Here is a 19004-nt window from a genome sequence, read left to right as displayed (position 1 = left end):
TCACCCGCGGAGGGCCTCCGCGAGCTTCACGCGGGTGCCGAGCCGCAGCAGCGAGTTCTCGTAGATGCGGGCGCCGAGCGCGATGATCGCGACCGCGGTCGCCACGAGGATCGCGAGCGACACGAGCGGCTCCCACCACGCCGCCGTGCCGAGGAACAGCCGCAGCGGCATCCCCACCGGGGCCGAGAACGGCACGTACGACATGATCGTCACCACGAGGTCGTTGTCGTTGAAGAACACCACCACGAAGTAGGGGATCATCACGAGCAGCGTGACCGGCGTGGTCGTCGAGCCGATGTCCTCCTGGCGCGAGACCATCGCGCCGGTCGCCGCGAAGAGCGCCGCGAGCACGATGAAGCCGAGCACGAAGAACAGCGCGAACCAGACGAACGGCAGCCCGAGTCCGAGCAGCAGCTCGCTCTGCCCGGTCACGGTGAGGGCGATCACGGATGCCGCGAGCAGCAGGGCGATCTGCCCGAGCGCCAGGATCGTGGTGCCGAGGATCTTGCCGGCCAGCAGCGCCCGGGTCGGGATGGTGGCGAGCAGGATCTCGATCACTCGCGTCTGCTTCTCCTCGACGACCGACTGGGCGATCGTCTGCCCGAAGGTCATCGCCGAGATGAAGAAGACGAGCCCGAAGCCGATCGCCACGAGGTAGCCGACGAAGCCGCCCGTGGGACTCGTGTTGAGCAGCTCGACGGGCGGGGCCACGCTGAGCGCCTGGATGACGCCGAGCGGCGGGGTGTCGTCGGCGAGCACGCTCAGGCCGAGCGGGCCGTCGTCGGGGAGCACGGCGGCATCGACGGTGCCGTCCGTGACGAGCGCCTCGGCCTCGGCGCGGGTGTCGACATCGGTCACCGTCAGCTCGGCTCCCGCCGGGAGCTCGACCCCCGCGACCACCGCGACCTTGGGCGGCTCCGCGTTGATCGCGGTCAGCGCCCCCACCACGACGGAGCCGAGCAGCAGGAGCAGCAGGATGCCCGTCGACACCAGGAAGGCGACGCTGCGCAGCCGCACCATGATCTCGCGGGTGGCGACGAGCCAGATGGTGCGCGGGGTGGAGTAGGCGCGCGGCTCCACGCCGGCACGTGCGGTGCTCATCGGATGACCTCCTTGAAGATCTGGGAGAGGGAGGGATGCTGCCGGGCGAAGTCGGTGACCTCGCCGCGCGCGAGGGCCCCGCGCAGCACGCGACTCGCGGCATCCGGGTCGTCGGCGTCGAAGACGGCGAACCCGCCGTCGGCCTCGATGACCGTGATGCCGGCCTCGTCGCGCAGCCAGCCGGCGTCGGCGGAGCTCTGCAGCTGGTAGCGGAGCGTGGCATGCTCCTCGCGGAGGCGGTCGCGGGGTCCAGCGGCCCGGATGCGGCCGTCGGCGATGATGACGAGGTCGTCGCAGAGCCGCTCGACGATATCGAGCTGGTGGCTCGAGAACAGCACGGGCACGCCCCCGCGGGCGCGGTCGGCGAGCACCTCGGAGACGGTCTCGACGGCCATCGGGTCGAGGCCCGAGAACGGCTCGTCGAGGATGAGCACCTCGGGATCGTGCACGAGGGCGGCGGCGATCTGGGCGCGCTGCTGGTTGCCGAGGGAGAGCTTCTCGACGGGGTCGCCGGCCCGCTCGGCGAGGCCGAGGCGGGTGAGGAGGGCGTCGGTGTTGGCGGCGGCGTCGGCGGGTGTGAGCCCGTGCAGCCGGGCGAGGTAGACGAGCTGTTCGGCGAGCTTCATCTTCGGGTAGAGGCCGCGCTCCTCGGGCATGTAGCCGAAGCGGCGGCGGCCGGTGGGCCCGAGCGGCTCCCCGTCGAGGGTCACGCTGCCGCCGTCGGCGTCGAGCACCCCCAGGATGATGCGCATCGTGGTGGTCTTGCCGGCGCCGTTGCCGCCGACGAAGCCGGTCATCCGTCCGGGGACCACGTCGAAGCTCACGTCGTCGAGCACGCGTCGCGTGCCGTAGGTCTTCCTCACGTCTCGGATCTCGAGCACGGGGCCTCCTTCGTTCCGCTCTCACGCTAGGCACCGCCCGCGGCATCCGCCTCCCCCCTGCGACGGACGCCGGGCGGCGGATCCGACTACGGGTGCACGAAGCCGGAACGGTAGGCGTGCACCACGGCCTGCACGCGGTCGCGCACGCCGAGTTTCAGCAGGATGTTGGAGACGTGGGTCTTCACGGTCGCCTCGCCCACGTAGAGGGCGGAGGCGATCTCGGCGTTCGAGAGGCCGTCGGCGAGCAGGGCGAACACCTCCGATTCGCGCTCGGTGAGCTCGGGCAGCGCGCCCTCGGATGGCGACTCGGGCGGGGCGGCGGCACCGAACCGCGCGATGACCCGCCGGGTGACGGCGGGGGAGAGCAGCGCGTCGCCGGAGGCGAGCACCCGCACGGCCTCGACGAGCTGTTCGGGGCTCGCCGATTTCAGCAGGAACCCGGATGCGCCCGCCTCGAGCGCGCGGAACAGGTAGTCGTCGCGGTCGAAGGTGGTCAGCACGAGCACGGCGGGGGCCCCGGGCGCTGCCGTGAGGCGGCGGGTCGCCTCGAGGCCGTCGAGACCGGGCATCTGCACGTCCATGCACACCACGTCGGGAGCGTGTGCGGCGGCCGCCGCGATCGCCTCGAGCCCGTCGCCCGCCTCGCCCACCACATCGAGGTCGGGCTGGGCGTCCAGGATCACCCGGAAGCCGGTGCGCACGAGGGCCTGGTCGTCGACCAGCAGCACGCGCGTCACGCCGCGGGCTCCGGCAGCGGGATGCGCGCCCGCACGAGGTAGCCGCCCCGGCTGCGCGGCCCGAGTTCGAGCGTTCCGCCCGAGGCGGCGACGCGTTCGCGCATCCCCAGCTGGCCGAGACCCCCGGGGAGCCGCCGCGCGGACACGCCGCCCGAGTTCGCCACCTCGAGCTCGACGTGCCCGGTGCCGTACCGCACGCGCACGTCGACGGTCGCGTCGGGGCCGGCGTGCTTGCGCACGTTGGTGAGGGCCTCCTGTGCGATGCGGTACAGGTTGACGCTCGCGATCGCGGGCACCGCCACCGGCTCCCCGATCACCTGGAAGCTCGCCGGCACGCCCGCCTCCGCGGATGCCGTCACGAGCTCGTCGAGCCGGTCGATCCCGCGCGCCGACTCGAGCTCCTCGGGGTCGCGCAGCGTCGTGAGCATCTCGTGCAGTTCGCGGATCGTCTCGCGCGTGGTGGTCTCGATCGTCTGCAGGGCCGCGGATGCCGCATCCGGGTCGCTGCGCAGCACGGTGCGCGCGGCGCCCGCCTGGATGCCGATGACGCTCACGTGGTGGGCGACCGCGTCGTGCAGTTCACGGGCGATGCGCACCCGGTCGAGGGCGACGGCCTGCTCGGCGGTGCGTCCGCGTTCGGCCTCGAGCTCGGCGGTGCGGCTCTCGAGCTCGGCGCGCTGGCGCGCCCCGGCGAAGGCGCGGTCGCCGAACCACCAGGCCGCCGCGAAGTAGAGCAGGTTGATGAGCACCTGGATGAGCAGGTAGGCGACGAGCGGCGAGAAGGCGCCGACACGCGACAGGCCCGAGAGCGCGTCGGGATCGGTCGCGGACTGGAACAGCGCGAGCAGCAGCGTGACGCCCATCCCGATGACGACGACGGTGCGCACGCCGCCGGCGAGCCCGCGGCGCGACACCCAGGCGCCCACCGAGTACAGCGCCACGAACAGCGCGATGTTGTTGATGAGGAGCTCGGGCACCTGCAGGAAGCCGCCCGCGGTGAACGCCGCGGCCACCACGAACACGGTCGGGATCGGATGGCTCCGGCGCAGCGCGAGCGGCAGGGTCATCACGGCGAGCAGCGCGATCGTGAGGAGGCCGTCGGCGGGCTTCTCGTAGACGCCGGCGATGCGGTACAGCTGCTGGCTGAGGATGGCCGCGACGAAGAGTCCCGCGGCCGTCGCGAGGTCGATGAGCCGTTCGCGCCGGGTCGGCGCGGGCCGTGTCCAGGTGCTCGCGGCGGGGTCGCCGGATGGCTCGTGGGGGCTGCTCACGCGGCGAGCCTAGGCCGCGCCGGCCTCGCTCGCCTCCCTCTCGCGGGGGAGCGGCGCGACGCCGTCGGTGAGGAGCTTCGCGCGCATCCGCTGCGACGCCTGCTGGATGATGTGCTTCTCCTCGTCGCTCAGCACGTCGAAGAACCATTCGCGGATGGCGGTGGTGTGGTCGCGGGTGGCGCGCAGCAGGGTGCGGCGGCCTTCGGCGGTGAGGCCCACCCAGACGCCGCGCGCGTCGGTGGCGCATTCGCGCCGGTCGAGCAGGCCGCGGGCGACCATCCGCGTGACCTGGTGCGAGACGCGGCTCTTCTCCCAGGCGAGGTCGTCGGCGAGTTCGCCGGTGCGCAGGTGGTGCTCGGGCGCCTGCCACAGCGTCAGCATCACGAGGTACTCGGGATGCGAGATGCCGGCGTCGTCGAGGAGCCGTTTGTCGAAGGCGCGCGTGAGCTCGCGGCCCGCCCGGTAGTAGTCACTCCAGACGGCCCAATCCTCGGGACTCACCTCGGAGACGGTCGACATGCGACGAGAATACCGTGCGCCTCGGGAATAGGTTGATCTGTCAACTAGTTGGGCTACGATGACACGTCAACTACTCCCAGGAGGAACCCCCGTCATGAGCAGCCCGCTCCGCATCGGCATCATCATCGGCAGCACCCGTCCCGGTCGCGTCGGCGACCAGGTCGCGAACTGGGTGCAGACCCACGCCTCGCGCCTCAGCGACGCCCAGTACGAGATCGTCGACCTGGCCGAGGTGAACCTGCCGTTCCTCGACGAGGGCATCCCGGCATCCGCCGGCCGCTACGCGAACGCGCACACCGTGGCGTGGGCCGAGAAGATCGACTCCTTCGACGGCTTCATCTTCGTGACCCCCGAGTACAACCACGCCCCCGCGGCGACACTCCTCAACGCGATCTCCTTCATCTACCGCGAGTGGAACGACAAGGCGGCGGCTCTCGTGAGCTACGGCGCCACCGCCAACGGCGGCCGCGCGGCCGACATGCTGCGCCCGATCCTCGGCGAGATCCAGATCGCCGACGTGCGTCAGCAGCTCGCCTTCTCGCTCATCCACGACTTCGAGGGCTTCCGCACCTTCACCCCGGGCGAGCAGCACCTCTCGAGCCTGCAGAACCTCGTCGAGCAGCTCGAGAGCTGGGCCGGCGCGCTGCGCGAGGTGCGTGCACGCAAGCTCGAGGCTGCCGCCGCCGCAGCCTGAGTGTCGCGGTTTCGGCCGGATGGCGCGGTTTCGCGGGTGCCATCCGGCCGAAACTGCACCAACCACGCACGAGACGAGCGCCCCGCGGCGGAAACGACCGCGGGGCGCTTGTCTATTCTCGGAACATGGCGGTGCCCCCCGATCTGCCGAGCCCCGACGAGGTGAACGCGCTCGTGCGGCGTTGGCTCGCCGCGGCCGAGGACGTGAAACCGGATGCGGGCGCCGCACGGCTCGCCGCGCTCCTCAAAGACCCGCACGGCCTCGACTTCGCCCTCGGTTTCGTGGACCGCGTCGTGCGACCCGACGACCTGCACGTGGCCGCGCGCGGCTTCGAGCGACTCTCGCGCCGCGTGCCCCGCTTCCTCCCGTGGTACCTGCGGATGCTCGTCGCCCTGGGCGGCGGCATCGGGGTGCTGCTGCCCTGGATCGTCATCCCGATCGCCCGCCGGGTGCTGCGCCGGATGGTGGCCCACCTCGTGATCGACGCGACGCCGAAACGGCTGACCGCGGCGCTCGCGCATGCGCGCGCCGGCGGGGCGCGCCTCAACGTGAACCTGCTCGGCGAGGCGGTGCTCGGCGAGAAGGAGGCCCGGCGCCGGCTCGCCGGCACCCAGGAGCTGCTCGCCCGCGACGACGTCGACTACGTCTCGATCAAGGTCTCGTCGGTCGCGAGCCAGCTGTCGCTGTGGGGATTCGACGAGACGGTCGACCGCGTCATCGAGCGTCTCGCCCCGCTCTACGCGCAGGCGGCATCCGCCCGCACGCCCGCATTCATCAACCTCGACATGGAGGAGTACCGCGACCTCGACCTGACGCTCGCGGTGTTCACGCGACTGCTCGAGCGTCCCGAGCTCGCGCGCCTCGAGGCGGGTGTCGTGCTGCAGGCCTACCTGCCGGACGCCGTGGCCGCCCTCGCGCGCCTCACCGAGTGGGCGCGTGCGCGCGTGGCGTCCGGGGGCGCGGGCATCAAGGTGCGCATCGTCAAGGGCGCGAACCTCGCGATGGAGCGGGTCGACGCGACGATGCACGGCTGGCCGCTCGCCACCTGGCCGAGCAAGCGATCCACCGACACCAACTACAAGCGGATGCTCGTGGCCGCACTCACCCCGGAGGCGACGGATGCCGTGCGCATCGGGGTGGCCGGGCACAACCTCTTCGACCTCGCCTTCGCCTGGCTGCTCGCGACCCGGCGCGGGGTGGAGCACCGCGTCGACGTCGAGATGCTGCTCGGGATGGCATCCGCGCACGCGCAGGCCGTGCGCGCGGATGTGCGGCGCCTGCTGCTCTACACGCCCGTCGTGCACCCCGCCGAGTTCGACGCCGCCATCAGCTACCTCGTGCGCCGCCTGGAGGAGAACGCGAGCGAGGAGAACTTCATGTCGGCGGTGTTCGAGCTGGGCGGCTCGGAGGAGGCGTTCGCGCGCGAGGCGGAGCGCTTCGCGGCCTCGCTCGCGGGCGTCGACGACGAGGTGCCGCCGCCGAACCGCACCCAGAACCGGCTGAGCCCGCCCCTGCCGCGCGCACCGCAGGCCTTCCGCAACGAACCCGACACCGATCCCTCGCTCGTGGCGAATCGGGTGTGGGCGCGCGGCATCCTCGAACGGTCGGCCACCAGCACACTCGGATCCGCGACGATCGCCGCGGCGCGCATCGACGACGCGGCGCGCCTCGACGCGCTCGTCCGCGCCGCCGCCGAGGCGGGCGCGCACTGGGCGCGCGTGCCCGCACACGCCCGCGCGGAGCTGCTCGACCGCTGCGCGGAGGTGCTCGCCGTGTCGCGCGGACGACTCGTCGAGGTGATGGCCTCCGAGACGGGCAAGACGCTCGCCGAGGCGGATGCGGAGGTGAGCGAGGCGGTCGACTTCGCGCTCTACTGCGCGGAGCGGGCTCGCGAGCTGGGCAGCATCCGGGACGCCTCCTTCGTGCCGGCGGGCCTCACCCTCGTCGTGCCGCCGTGGAACTTCCCGGTGTCGATCCCGGCGGGCGGAGTGCTCGCGGCGCTCGCGGCGGGGTCCGCGGTGATCCTGAAGCCCGCCCCGCAGGCGCGGCGGGCGGGCGCGGTGCTCGCCGAGGCCCTGTGGGAGGCCGGGGTGCCGCGCGAGCTGCTCGTGCTCGTCGATGTCGACGAGGGCGAGCTCGGGCGGCGGCTCGTGACGGCTCCCGAGCTGGGACGGGTCGTGCTGACCGGCGCGTACGAGACCGCCGCGCTGTTCCGCTCCTGGCGGCCGGAGCTGCCGCTGCTCGCCGAGACGAGCGGCAAGAACGCGATCGTCGTGACGCCGAGCGCCGACCTCGACCTCGCGGTGAAGGACCTCGTGGCGAGCGCGTTCGGCAACGCGGGACAGAAGTGCTCGGCGGCGTCCCTCGCCATCCTCGTGGGCTCGGTCGGCGACTCGAAGCGATTCCGGCGGCAACTCGCGGATGCCGTGACGAGCCTCGCGGTCGGCTATCCGCAGGATCCCGCGAGCGTCGTGGGGCCGATCATCGAGCCGCTGCGCGGCAAGCTCGCGCGCGGCCTCACCCAGCTGGACGAAGGCGAGTCGTGGCTCGTGAAGCCGCGCCAGCTCGACGCGAGCGACCGGCTCTGGTCGCCGGGCGTGCGCGACGGTGTGGTGGCCGGCTCCGACTTCCACCGCACCGAGTACTTCGGCCCCGTGCTGGGCCTCATGCGCGCCGCCGACCTGGATGAGGCGCTCGCCCTCCAGAACGCCGTCGCCTACGGGCTGACCGCCGGCATCCACTCGCTCGACGCCGACGAGGTGGCGCACTGGGTGGATGCGGTGCAGGCGGGCAACCTCTACGTGAACCGGCCCATCACGGGCGCGATCGTACGGCGGCAGCCGTTCGGCGGCTGGAAGCGCTCGAGCGTCGGGCCGGGCGCGAAGGCGGGCGGGCCGAACACCCTGCTCGTGCTGGGCAGCTGGCACCCGGTGCCCGCAGCGCCCGACGGCGAGCTGCGCCTCGACGGCCTCGAGCGTCGGGTGCGCGAGCTCGTGGAGGCGTTCCAGCCGGCCCTCGACTACGGCGGTTTCGACGCCGTGCGCCGCGGCGCGTACTCGGACGCGGATGCCTGGGCCGACGAGTTCGGCGAACCTCGGGATGCGTCGCAGCTGGGGGTCGAACGCAACGTCTTCCGCTATCGGCCGGCCGAGGTGACGGTGCGGTTGGCCGAGGGCGGTTCGCTTCCGGAGCTCGTGCGGGTGCTCGCGGCGGCGGCGCTCGCACGGGCGCGGGTCGCGATCAGCTCGGCCGTGCCGCTGCGGATCGCGACGCTCGCGGAGGAGTGGCGCTGGTCGATCCTCGTCGAGGACGACGCGGCGTTCGCGGCGCGTGCCGCGCGCGAGCTGCCCGCGCGTCTCCGGCTCGTCGGCGGCGACCCCGGGGCGCTCGCGGCCGAGATCGGCGGCTCCCCGGATGTGGCGATCTACGGCGGTCCGGTCACGGCGGCGGGCCGCATCGAGCTGCTGCCGTTCCTGCGCGAGCAGTCCGTGTCGATCACCGCCCACCGCTTCGGCACCCCCGACCGCGCCCTGCTGGGGCTGCCGCTTCGCTGATCGAGTGCCGCAGGAGGCGGCTTATCGAGATCGCCTACCGTTGAGTCATGACCATCCCCGCGATCCCGCTCAACACCGGTGCCGCCATCCCGCAGCTCGGCCTCGGCACCTGGCCGCTCGACGACGCCCAGGTGGCGGATGCCGTGGAGGCCGCCGCCGCACTCGGCTACCGCCACATCGACACCGCCACCCGCTACGGCAACGAGGCGGGCGTCGCCGAGGGCATCCGGCGCAGCGGCATCGCGCGCTCGGAGTTCTTCGTGACCACGAAGCTCGACGGCGAGTTCCAGGGCGACGACAGGGCGATCGGCGGACTCGAGGCGGCGCTCGAGCGGATGCGCTTCGACTACGTCGACCTGCTGCTCATGCACTGGCCGCTGCCCGCGCGGGGGCAGTTCGTCTCCACCTGGAAGACCTTCGAGAGGCTGCACGCCGACGGCCGCGCGCGGGCGATCGGGGTCTCCAACTTCCGCACCGAGCACCTCGACACCCTGCTCGCCGAGGCGAGCGTCGTGCCGGCGGTCAACCAGATCCAGCTCAATCCGCACGTGACGCGCGAGGCGCAGCGCGCGTACGGGGCGGCTCACGGCATCGTCACCGAGTCGTGGAGCCCGCTCGGCGGGAACGGGGCCGGGGTGCTCGGCGAGCCGGTCGTGCGATCGCTCGCGGAGCGCCTCGGCCGCACCCCGGCGCAGGTGGTGCTGCGCTGGCACGTGCAGCAGGGGCTCGTGGTGATCCCCAAGTCGGCCTCGCCTGCGCGAATGCGCGACAACCTCGCGATCTTCGACTTCGCGCTCACGGATGCCGAGCTCGCCGAGCTCGCGACACTCTCCCGCGGTCCGGATGCGGGTGTCGACAGCAACGTCGAGGGTCACTGACCACCCGCAGATCCCATCTCACGGAGTCGGGGATCCCATCTCAAGGAGTCGGGCAACCCATCTCAAGGAGTCGGTGTGACGGGAGTCGCCTGTTGTTGCTGCGGATGCGGATGTGGATGCCATCTCCTTGAGATGGGATGCCCGACTCCTTGAGATGGGCGGGGGCAGCGTGTGCGGCAGCGGCAGCGGGCCGGGGGCTCAGGCGCCGAAGGCGGCGTCGAGGAGGGCGCGCACCCGCTCGGCGGCCACCCCGTGCTCGCGGGCGAGCACCACGAGCTGCTGGGCGGCCTGCTCCACGCGGGCCTCACCGGCATCCGCCGACCACGACACGAAGCTGCCGTTGCGGCCGCGGGTCTCGATGACGCCGGCCTGCTCCAGCTCGCGATAGCAGCGGGCGACCGTGTTGGGTGCGAGACCCAGGTCGTCGGCGAGTCGACGCACCGTCGGCAGGCGGGAGCCGTGGGCGAGCTCGCCCGAGGTGATCTGTGTCACCAACTGCTGGCGCAGCTGCTCGAACGGGGGGATCGCGGATGCCGGGTCGACGGTGAGCAGGGTCATCGGGCGCTCCCGGCGAGGGCTGCCGCGGCCGCGACCTCGGGCCAGAGCCGCTTCAGGTAGTAGCGGCCGGGCTGGCGCAGGAGGGCGATCACGACCACCGCGATGATGACGGCGACGCCGAGGTAGGCGCCGACGTTGATCGCGACGAAGATCCATGGCTCCGGGAGCACCTCGAGCAGTGGGGTGGTGAGCACCGGGGTGCCGAAGATGGTCGCGTAGAGCCCCAGCAGCAGCGGCGCGGTGAAGAGGGTGCGCAGATCGGCCGAGCGGAGCGCGTCGTCCCACGCGAGTGCGACGGGGCTGTCGGCCGTGCGCGGCCGGGCGAGCACGATGCGTCGTCCGCCGATCTCCGCGAGGGCGAGTGCCGCGAGCGCCCCCGCCGCGCTGAGGGCGACGACGAAGCGGAACGGTTCGAGGGTGGCGAACGGCGCGGGCCAGGCGAGGGCGACGACGGCCGCGATGGTGCCGAGCGCCGCGAGGACGCGCGCACCGTTCACCTCGAGCGGGTCGATGTAGTCCCGCAGCCGGACGGCGCGCGTGTGGGCGACGCGCGGGGTGGTCGGGTCGGCGGTGGTCCGATCGCTCACGACGGCGAGAAGCGCCGCCAGGCTGCCGCCGATCAGGATTCCCGCGAAACCGATCCACGGCAGCAGGGTGGCGGGGTCGGGGGTCAGGCCGGTGAGGGCCGCGAGGAGTGCGCCGCCGACGGTCGCGACGAGGCCGAGGGCGCCTCCCGTGCTCTGCCAGCGGATGAGGCGGCGTCCGCGGCGATCCACGACCCCGAGCAACGGCTGCTCGGGGGGCATCAGCCCCACGGTGCGGGACAGTCTCGCGGCGGGGCTCCGGCGCGTGGTGACGAGCGGGGCGACCGCGGCCACGACGGCGAGCACGCCCATCGCGGCGGCCCAGCCGAGGGTGGTGGTCGAGATCATGACGCTCCTTTGTGCGAGGTTTGTATCAACGTAGCAATACAAAACCTCGCGGGCAAGCGTCAGTCGTAGTTGCGGTGGATAAGCCGACTCAACACGATCGCGCTGCGGGTGTGGTCGACGCTCGGCGCGATCCGCACGCGCTCGAGGGCGTCCTCGAGCGAGGGGATGTCGCGCGAGCGGATGTGCACCACGGCATCCGCGGATCCGGTCACCGTGGAGGCCTCCACGACCTCCGGCACCTGGGAGAGGATGCGCTTGAGCTCGTCGGGGGCCACCGTGCCCCGGCAGAACAGCTCCACGTAGGCCTCGGTGCCGCGGCCGTCGACCGCCGGGTCCACCTGGATGGTGAAGGCGCGGATCACGCCATCCGCCACGAGTCGATCGACGCGTCGCTTCACCGCGGAGGCCGAGAGCCCCACCTTGTCGCCGATGTCGCCGTAGCCCGTGCGGGCGTTCTGGCGCAGCAGATCGAGGATGCCGTAGTCGATGTTGTCCACCCCGCGAGGCTACGCCGATTCATTGCGCCTTGCAGGATGATCGCGCAGAAATGCTGCAGGTGCCGCCCGGAACCTCCGGATGCGTGCGTGCGACACTGAAGCCATGACCCTGATCGAGCCCGCCCCGACCACGGCCGAACGCCGCGCCACGCACCGCACCGTGCTCATGTGCCGCCCCGAGTTCTTCACCGTCAGCTACCGCATCAATCCCTGGATGCACCCCGAGCAGCCCACCGACACCGGCATGGCGCTCGAGCAGTGGCAGACGCTCTACGAGCTCTACCTCTCGCTCGGCTTCGAGGTGCAGCTCATCGACCCGATCCCGGGGCTGCCCGACATGGTCTACGCCGCCAACGGCGGCTTCGTGCTCGACGGCATCGCCTACGGCGCCCGCTTCCAGTACCCGGAGCGCGGCCCCGAAGGCCCCGCCTACCTGGACTGGTTCGCCGCCGCCGGCTTCCAGGTGCGTGAACCGGTCTCGACCAACGAGGGCGAGGGCGACTTCCTGCTCGTCGGCGACACGATCCTCGCGGGCACCGGCTTCCGCTCGGACGCCGCGAGCCACGACGAACTGCGCAGGATCTACGGGCGCGAGGTCGTCACCCTGCGGCTCGTCGATCCCGCGTTCTACCACCTCGACACCGCCCTCGCGGTGCTCGACTCCGCCGGCGGTCCGGCATCCGTCGCCTACCTGCCGAAGGCCTTCGACGAGGCGAGCCGCGCCATCCTGGAGCAGCGCTTCCCCGATGCCATCCACGTGACCGACGCGGACGCCGCCGTCCTCGGACTCAACAGCTTCAGCGACGGCCGCAACGTCGTGATCGCCTCCCGTGCCGAGGACTTCGCGCGCCAGCTGCGCGAGCGCGGCTACATCCCGCACGGTGTCGACCTCTCCGAGCTGCTGCTCGGCGGCGGCGGGGTGAAGTGCTGCACCCTGGAGCTGCGGCGATGAACGACCCGCTGCTGGTCCCGACGACGGCGCGCTACCTCGCGCAGGCGGAGGAGTTCGGCGCGCACAACTACCACCCCCTCCCGGTCGTGGTGGCCGAGGCGTTCGGCGCCTGGGTGACGGATGTCGACGGCAGGCGCTACCTGGACTGCCTGGCCGCGTACTCGGCGCTCAACTTCGGGCACGGCCATCCGGTGCTCGTGGATGCCGCGAAGGCGCAGCTCGACCGGGTGACCCTCACGAGTCGCGCCTTCCACAACGACCGGCTCGGGCCGTTCCTCGAGGGACTCGCGAAGCTCGCCGGCAAGCAGCTGGTGCTGCCGATGAACACGGGCGCGGAGGCCGTCGAGTCGGCGATCAAGGTGGCGCGCGCCTGGGGCTACCGGGTGAAGGGCGTCGAGCACGACCGGGCGAAGATCATCGTGGCCGACGGCAACTTCCACGGCCGCACCACCACGATCATCTCCTTCTCGAACGACCCGGAGGCGCGCGCCGACTTCGGCCCGTACACGCCGGGCTTCGTCTCGGTGCCGTACGGGGATGCCGCGGCGCTCGCGGCCGCGCTCGACGACGACGTCGTCGCCGTGCTCCTCGAACCCATCCAGGGGGAGGCGGGCATCATCATCCCCCCGGATGACTACCTTCCGGCGGTGCGCCGCCTCACCCGGGATGCCGGCGTGCTGTTCATCGCTGACGAGATCCAGTCGGGGCTGGGGCGCACGGGCGCGACCTTCCAGTGCGACAACGCGGGCGTGATCCCGGACCTCTACCTGCTGGGCAAGGCGCTCGGCGGGGGCATCGTGCCGGTCAGCGCCGTCGTGGGGGATGCCGAGGTGCTCGGGGTGCTGCGACCCGGCGAGCACGGTTCGACGTTCGGCGGCAACCCGCTCGCGGCCGCCGTCGGTCTCGCGGTCGTGGGGCTGCTCGAGTCGGGCGAGTACCAGAGGCGGGCCGCGCGACTGGGGGTGCAGCTGCGCGAGCGGCTGGATGCGCTGCTCGGGCGCGGCGTCGTCGCGGTGCGTTCCGCGGGGCTGTGGGCGGGCATCGACATCGATCCCGCGCTCGCGACCGGCCGCCGGGTGGCCGAGCTGCTCGCCGAACGCGGGGTGCTCGCGAAGGACACCCACGGCTCCACGATCCGCCTCGCGCCGCCCCTCGTCATCGAGCCGTCCGAGCTCGACTGGGCGGTCGACCAGCTCGAGGCGGTCCTGCTCGAGCTCGCCCCCTGACCCCTCGCCGATCTCCCCGAAAGTACGTACTTCTGTGCCTTCTGAGCCCGAAACGACCCCAGAAGCACGTACTCTCGCGGAGGGGTGGCGGTAGCGTGCGGGGATGAGCTTCGCGCACTTTCCCGAGCCCAGCCACGTGCCGCTGCGAGGCGGGCCCGTGCTGCGGTGGGGCGTGCTCGCGCCCGGCGCGATCGCGCACGACTGGGTGACCACGCTCCACGCGAACACCGACCAGCGGGTGGTGGCGGTCGCGTCGCGCACCGCCGAGCGCGCGGAGGCCTTCGCGGCCCGGCACGGCATCCCCCGTTCGTACGGCGCCTACGCGGCGCTCGTGGCCGACCCCGAGGTGGATGTCGTCTACATCGCCGCCCCGCACTCCGAGCACCGCGCCCTCGCCCTGCTCGCGATCGACGCCGGCAATCATGTGCTCATCGAGAAGCCGATCGCTGTCTCGGCCGCGCAGGCCGCCGAGATCGCGCTCGCCGCCCGCACCGCGGGTGTGTTCGCGATGGAGGCCATGTGGTCGCGCTTCCTGCCGCAGACCACGATCATCCGGCGCCTCCTGGATGACGGCGCGCTCGGCGAGCCGTTCGGCGCCGCAGCCACCTTCGCCGGGCGCTTCGACGACGACCCGCACAGCCGCGCCTTCGACCCCGCCCTCGGCGGCGGGGGGCTGCTCGACCTCGGCGTGTACACCGTGTGGTGGCTGCACTTCACCCTCGGCGGCAGCCCCAGCTCGATCTCGGCGAGCGGCGAGCTCGCGCCCACCGGGGTGGATGCCGACGCGCGCGTCGTGCTCGGCTGGGGGGCGGACGTCTCCGGCAGTTCGTTCACGAGCATGACGACCGACCTGCCGATCGTCGGCAGCGTCACCGGCCGCGACGGACTGTCGATCGTCGCGGAGCCGTTCGTGGCGCCCGGCCGGTTCCGCATCGAGCGCGCCGGCGGCGGGGCCGCCCACTGGGAGGACGAGACCGAGCTGCGCTGGCGGGACGGGCTCGCCTACCAGGCCGCCGCGGTGGCCTCCCACATCGCCGAGGGCCGCACCGAGGCCCCTGAGCATCCGCTTCAGACGAGCATCGAGGTGCTGGGAGTCATCGACGAGGCCCGCCGCCAGCTCGGCGCCGCCTGAATCCGCGAAAGTACGCACTTCAACGCACTTCCGGGCCTTTCGGGGCACAGAAGTGCGTACTTTCGGGGAGCCGCGCGTAGCGTGGTGAGGTGTCCGTGCTGACCCCCGAGCTCCTCGACCGCATCCGCTCCCGCGCCGCCGGGTACGACCGCGACAACGCCTTCTTCGACGAGGATCTCGCCGAACTGCGTGAGGTCGGCTATCTGCGCCCGCGCAGCCTGCTCGAGTGCGTGCGCGACCAGCGGCTGCTCGCCGCCCACGCCCCCGCGACCGCCCTCGCGGTCAACATGCACCTCGTCGTGGTGGGCATCGCCCGAACCCTCGCCGACCGCGGCGACGACTCGCTCGCCTGGGTGCTCGCGGATGCCGAGGCCGGCGAGCTGTTCGCCTTCGGCAACTCGGAGCCCGGCAACGACCTCGTCATGTGGGACTCGCTCACCACCGCCGAGCGTGTCGAGGATCCGGTGCCGGGCTTCGCCTTCACGGGTACCAAGATCTTCACCTCGCTCGCGCCCGCCTGGACCCGCCTCATCGTGTTCGGCAAGCAGGCCGACGGCGAGGGCGCCCCGCGGCTCGTGCACGGCATCGTCACACGCGACGACGCCGGCGTGACCACGCTCGACGACTGGGACACCCTCGGCATGCGCGCCACGCAGAGCCGCACGACGAAGCTCGACCACGTGGTGATCCCGGATGCGCGGATCGTGCGCTTCCTGCCGCTCGGGCCCAACGCGGATCCGTTCATCTTCGGCCTGTTCGCCAACTTCCTGCTGCTCATCGGGGCCGTCTACGCCGGGATCGCGGATCGCGCGCTCGAGCTCGCCGTCGAGGCGGCCCAGAAGCGCACCAGCCTCAAGAACGGCGGGGCGCCGTACGCGGCCGACCCCGACATCCGCTGGCGGGTGGCGGATGCCGCGCTCGCGCTCGATGCGCTCGCCCCGCAGCTCGAGACCCTCGCGGCGGACGTCGACGGCCTCGCCGATCGCGGCGCGCGCTGGTTCCGGGAGCTGACCGGCGCCAAGCATCGCGCCACCGAGACCGCGCGCCACGTCGTCGACCAGGCGATGCGGGTGGCGGGCGGGGGCGGCTACCGCTCCTCGAGCGAGCTCGCCCGGCTGCAGCGCGACGTGCTGGCCGGCATCTACCACCCCTCCGACACCGAGTCGGTGCATGCGACGGTGGCCGCGAACCTGCTCGGGCCCTAGCCTGGCGGCATGACCGGCCCCGTGCTCTTCATCGGCGACTCCATCACCGACGCGGGCCGCCGCGACGACCCGCAGGGTCTCGGCACCGGTTTCGTGCGCCGCGTGGCCGAGCAGTCCGCCATCCGCGGCTTCCATCGCACGATCCTCAACCGGGGCATCAGCGGCGACCGGATCGGTGACCTCCGCGAGCGATGGGGGAGGGATGTCATCGCCCACGCCCCGAGCATCCTCACCGTCTACGTGGGGGTGAACGACACGTGGCGCCGCTTCGACCGTGGTCAGCCGACGAGCGCCGAGCACTTCGAGTCCGTCTATCGCGGGCTGCTGGACGAGGCGCGCGCCGCCTCGAGCCCGCGACTCATCCTCGTGGAGCCGTTCCTCACCCCGGTGCGGGACGAACAGCACGAGTGGCTCGACGATCTCGCCGGCAAGCGGGCCGCGGTCGCCTCGCTCGCGACCGAGTTCGGCGCCGCATTCGTGCCGCTGCACCGCATCCTCACGGTGGCGGCCGCGCATCACGGGGCCGCCGCGATCGCTGCCGACGGCGTGCACCCCACGGAGCTCGGCACGGAGCTCATCGTGGAGGCGTGGGAGGCCGCCGAGGGTGCCGCCGCGGCGTGACAGCATGAGTGCATGCTGCGCGATCTCGCCCCCGTCACCATCGGCACCTCCGGTCTCGGCAAGCGCCCCGGCGCGGATGCGTCCCTCGCGGCCGCACTGCTGAGCTCGCCGCTGCGCCAGCTCGACACCTCCAACAACTACGCGGACGGCGCGAGCGAGCGCCTGATCGGCGACGCGATCCGTGCGCTCGGCGGCCTGCCGGAGGATCGCAGGGTGTTCTCGAAGGGCGACCAGGACCCGGTCACCGGGGTGTTCGACGGCGAGCGGATGCGCCGCTCCTTCGAGGAGTCGACCGAACGGCTGGGGCTGGAGACGCTGCCGCTCTACCAGTTGCACGACCCGTACACGATCAGCGTCGCGGAGGGGATGGCGCCGGGCGGTCCCGTGGAGGCGCTCATCCGGCTGCGCGAGGAGGGGCGGATCGGGGCGATCGGCATCGCTGCCGGCACGATCGGGCTCGTCGAGGACTACATCCGCACCGACGTGTTCGACGCGGTGCTCACCCACAACCGCTTCACGGTGGTGAACCGCGCGGCGGAGGGCATCCTGCGGCTCGCCACGGAGCGGGGGATGACGGTGTTCAACGCGGCGCCGTTCGGGGCGGGCATTCTCGCGGGCGACAACTTCCGCGGCGCCACCTACGGCTACGCCGAGCCGTCGCCCGCGTTCCTGGACCATGTGGCGGCGTTCCGTCGCCTGTGCGCGGAGTGGGGGGTGGAGCCCGCGACGGCGGCACTGCACTTCTCGCTGCGCGAGCCGCGCATCCACACCACGGTCGTCGGGGTGAACTCGACCACGCGCCTCGCCGAGCTGCAGGACCACCTGACGGCGGTCATCGACGTCGAGTTCTGGGATGCGCTCGATGCCCTGGGCGAGCCGCCGGCCCCGCCGACCGACTGAGGCTGCCGAGCCGCCGAGCCGCCGAGCCTCAGAGCCGCCGAGCCGCCGAGCTTCAGGGCTTCAGGTAGATGGCGCGCGCGAGCGCGTCGAGCACCCGCGCCGAACGCGGGCCGAAGCTCAGGATCTCGCCGTCGGCCATGTCGACGAAGCGGCGGTGCTGCCCGGCGGCGGTGAGTGCGACGGCGGGCTTCGCGGCGAGCAGGCCGTCGATGCCGCCCGCGGAGGCGATCCCGTCGGTCATCACCAGGATGAGATCCGGGTCGGCCTCGATGAGCGCCTCGTCGGTCATCGGCCGGGAGCCCTGCCAACCGAGCTCCCCGGCGACGTCGCGTGCGCCGAGGCCGGTGATGAGCACGTCCGCCCCCGACTCGGAGCCGAAGAGGTAGTAGATGCCCGAGCCGCCGCGCAGGTAGAGGAACACCACGCGCAGCTTCCGGTCGGGGGAGGCGGGGGCGATCTCGTCGATCTGCGCGCGCACCGCCGCGATGTCGGCGGCGATCCGGTCGGCGAGCAGTTCGCCGACCTCCGGGACGCCCATGACGGCCCCCACGGTGCGCGCGAGCTCGACCGCGCCCTCGAAGCTCGCGCCGTTCTCGACGAAGACGACCGCGACCCCGGATTCGCGGAGCTGCTCGAGCACATCCCGCGGGCCGATGCTGCCGTCGGTGATGACGAGGGTGGGTCGCAGCTCGAGCACGCTCTCGGCGTTGACGGCGTGGGCGCCCGAGGTGACCACCGGCAGCTCTTCGGTGCCCGGGAAGGTGGTCGACATGTCGCGCCCGACGAGCGTGTCGCCGAGGCCGAGACCCCACACGGTGGCGGCGAGCGAACCGGAGAGGTCGATGGCGAGCACGCGCGAGGTGTCGTCGACCGTCACCTGGCGATCGCCGTCGGGGTCGTGGGAGACGACGGTGGCGGGGAGCGTCTGGTCCGGGTGGTCGGCGACGGGGGTGATGGCGTCGTCGGAGATGACGGCCGTGCGCGGACCTTCGACGGTCCGCGGGTCGTCGTAGCGGGGCAGCTCGGTGAGCGGTCGCGTGTCGCCCGTGGGGGTCGGGGTCTGGGGCGCTCCGCCCGCGCCGGGAGCTGCGCATCCGGCGAGCAGGACCACGACCGCGATCGTCGCGAGGGCGCTGCGGATGGCTCGGGTCACCCCCCCACTGTACGCGAGAAATGAGGATAGCCTTACCTGAGTTCGGGCGCTCAGCATCTCTCAGCCCGCATGGGGCGATTGCCCAGACTCCCTGCATACCATGAGTGCATTCCCGCGGAGGCGCTGTGGTGGTCGCCTCCGTGGGAGATCCCCCGGAGCACCCCCTGCTCCGCGAGACGGCCCGTCCGATCCC

Annotated in this window: 18 protein-coding genes; 9 read left to right on the top strand and 9 right to left on the bottom strand. The window is 72.4% G+C overall.

Going from position 1 to position 19004, the window contains the following annotated elements; genetic code table 11:
- The 5 genes from FLP23_RS02520 to FLP23_RS02500 form a co-directional block, all read right to left on the bottom strand.
- Positions 1-1101: an ABC transporter permease gene (locus FLP23_RS02520; protein ID WP_149324417.1), complete on the bottom strand. Its 1101-nt coding sequence runs from the start codon at positions 1099-1101 to the stop codon at positions 1-3.
- Positions 1098-1982 (bottom strand): ABC transporter ATP-binding protein, encoded by an 885-nt coding sequence (locus tag FLP23_RS02515; protein WP_149324416.1) that lies wholly within the window; start codon positions 1980-1982, stop codon positions 1098-1100. Before FLP23_RS02515 ends, FLP23_RS02520 begins: the two co-directional genes overlap by 4 nt.
- 86 nt (positions 1983-2068) lie before the next feature.
- Positions 2069-2719 (bottom strand): response regulator, encoded by a 651-nt coding sequence (locus tag FLP23_RS02510; RefSeq protein WP_149324415.1) that lies wholly within the window; start codon positions 2717-2719, stop codon positions 2069-2071.
- Positions 2716-3990 (bottom strand): sensor histidine kinase, encoded by a 1275-nt coding sequence (locus tag FLP23_RS02505; RefSeq protein WP_149324414.1) that lies wholly within the window; start codon positions 3988-3990, stop codon positions 2716-2718. The genes FLP23_RS02510 and FLP23_RS02505 overlap by 4 nt, the downstream gene beginning before the upstream one ends.
- A 9-nt stretch (positions 3991-3999) precedes the next feature.
- Positions 4000-4509, bottom strand: a complete 510-nt coding sequence (locus FLP23_RS02500) for a MarR family winged helix-turn-helix transcriptional regulator (RefSeq protein ID WP_149324413.1) — start codon at positions 4507-4509, stop codon at positions 4000-4002.
- Between the two features lie 94 nt (positions 4510-4603).
- On the opposite strand from FLP23_RS02500, the gene FLP23_RS02495 reads away from it, so the two are divergent.
- From FLP23_RS02495 to FLP23_RS02485, 3 genes are all read left to right on the top strand, one after another.
- Complete coding sequence (locus tag FLP23_RS02495) at positions 4604-5203, top strand: NADPH-dependent FMN reductase (RefSeq protein WP_149324412.1); 600 nt, start codon at positions 4604-4606, stop codon at positions 5201-5203.
- A gap of 125 nt (positions 5204-5328) precedes the next feature.
- Positions 5329-8757: a bifunctional proline dehydrogenase/L-glutamate gamma-semialdehyde dehydrogenase gene (locus FLP23_RS02490; RefSeq protein ID WP_149324411.1), complete on the top strand. Its 3429-nt coding sequence runs from the start codon at positions 5329-5331 to the stop codon at positions 8755-8757.
- Positions 8758-8804: 47 nt separating this feature from the next.
- A complete protein-coding gene (locus tag FLP23_RS02485; protein WP_149324410.1) occupies positions 8805-9635 on the top strand; it encodes an aldo/keto reductase in 831 nt (276 codons plus the stop codon).
- Between the two features lie 198 nt (positions 9636-9833).
- Here FLP23_RS02485 and FLP23_RS02480 read toward each other — a convergent pair whose 3' ends face one another.
- The 3 genes from FLP23_RS02480 to FLP23_RS02470 are packed head-to-tail and all read right to left on the bottom strand — an operon-like array spanning position 9834 to position 11622.
- The gene (locus FLP23_RS02480; RefSeq protein WP_149324409.1) at positions 9834-10193 is read right to left on the bottom strand and encodes a GntR family transcriptional regulator; all 360 of its coding nucleotides are present in this window, start codon (positions 10191-10193) and stop codon (positions 9834-9836) included.
- Entirely contained in the window at positions 10190-11125 is a 936-nt protein-coding gene (locus FLP23_RS02475) for a hypothetical protein (protein ID WP_149324408.1), read from the bottom strand. The genes FLP23_RS02480 and FLP23_RS02475 overlap by 4 nt, the downstream gene beginning before the upstream one ends.
- Positions 11126-11184: 59 nt before the next feature.
- Positions 11185-11622 carry an Lrp/AsnC family transcriptional regulator gene (locus FLP23_RS02470; protein ID WP_149324407.1) on the bottom strand — a complete coding sequence of 146 codons (438 nt, stop codon included), beginning with the start codon at positions 11620-11622 and terminating at the stop codon, positions 11185-11187.
- Between the two features lie 103 nt (positions 11623-11725).
- On the opposite strand from FLP23_RS02470, the gene ddaH reads away from it, so the two are divergent.
- The 6 genes from ddaH (at position 11726) to FLP23_RS02440 (ending at position 17658) form a co-directional block, all read left to right on the top strand.
- On the top strand, positions 11726-12574 hold the full coding sequence (ddaH, locus tag FLP23_RS02465; RefSeq protein WP_149324406.1) for a dimethylargininase: 849 nt from the start codon (positions 11726-11728) through the stop codon (positions 12572-12574).
- Positions 12571-13800: an ornithine--oxo-acid transaminase gene (gene rocD / locus FLP23_RS02460; RefSeq protein WP_149324405.1), complete on the top strand. Its 1230-nt coding sequence runs from the start codon at positions 12571-12573 to the stop codon at positions 13798-13800. The genes ddaH and rocD overlap by 4 nt, the downstream gene beginning before the upstream one ends.
- A gap of 103 nt (positions 13801-13903) precedes the next feature.
- Entirely contained in the window at positions 13904-14932 is a 1029-nt protein-coding gene (locus FLP23_RS02455) for a Gfo/Idh/MocA family protein (protein ID WP_149324404.1), read from the top strand.
- A gap of 89 nt (positions 14933-15021) precedes the next feature.
- Positions 15022-16137: an acyl-CoA dehydrogenase family protein gene (locus FLP23_RS02450; protein ID WP_149324403.1), complete on the top strand. Its 1116-nt coding sequence runs from the start codon at positions 15022-15024 to the stop codon at positions 16135-16137.
- 9 nt (positions 16138-16146) lie between these two features.
- Positions 16147-16758 (top strand): GDSL-type esterase/lipase family protein, encoded by a 612-nt coding sequence (locus tag FLP23_RS02445; RefSeq protein WP_149324402.1) that lies wholly within the window; start codon positions 16147-16149, stop codon positions 16756-16758.
- 12 nt (positions 16759-16770) lie between these two features.
- Complete coding sequence (locus FLP23_RS02440; RefSeq protein WP_149324401.1) at positions 16771-17658, top strand: aldo/keto reductase; 888 nt, start codon at positions 16771-16773, stop codon at positions 17656-17658.
- 52 nt (positions 17659-17710) lie between these two features.
- On the opposite strand, the gene FLP23_RS02435 is transcribed toward FLP23_RS02440, so the two are convergent.
- The gene (locus FLP23_RS02435) at positions 17711-18811 is read right to left on the bottom strand and encodes a heme/hemin ABC transporter substrate-binding protein (RefSeq protein WP_246140032.1); all 1101 of its coding nucleotides are present in this window, start codon (positions 18809-18811) and stop codon (positions 17711-17713) included.
- Positions 18812-19004 lie beyond the last annotated feature (193 nt).

It is taken from the genome of Protaetiibacter larvae, assembly GCF_008365275.1.
Taxonomy (GTDB): Bacteria; Actinomycetota; Actinomycetes; order Actinomycetales; family Microbacteriaceae; genus Homoserinibacter; species Homoserinibacter larvae.
This window is presented reverse-complemented; position numbering and strand designations above follow the sequence as displayed.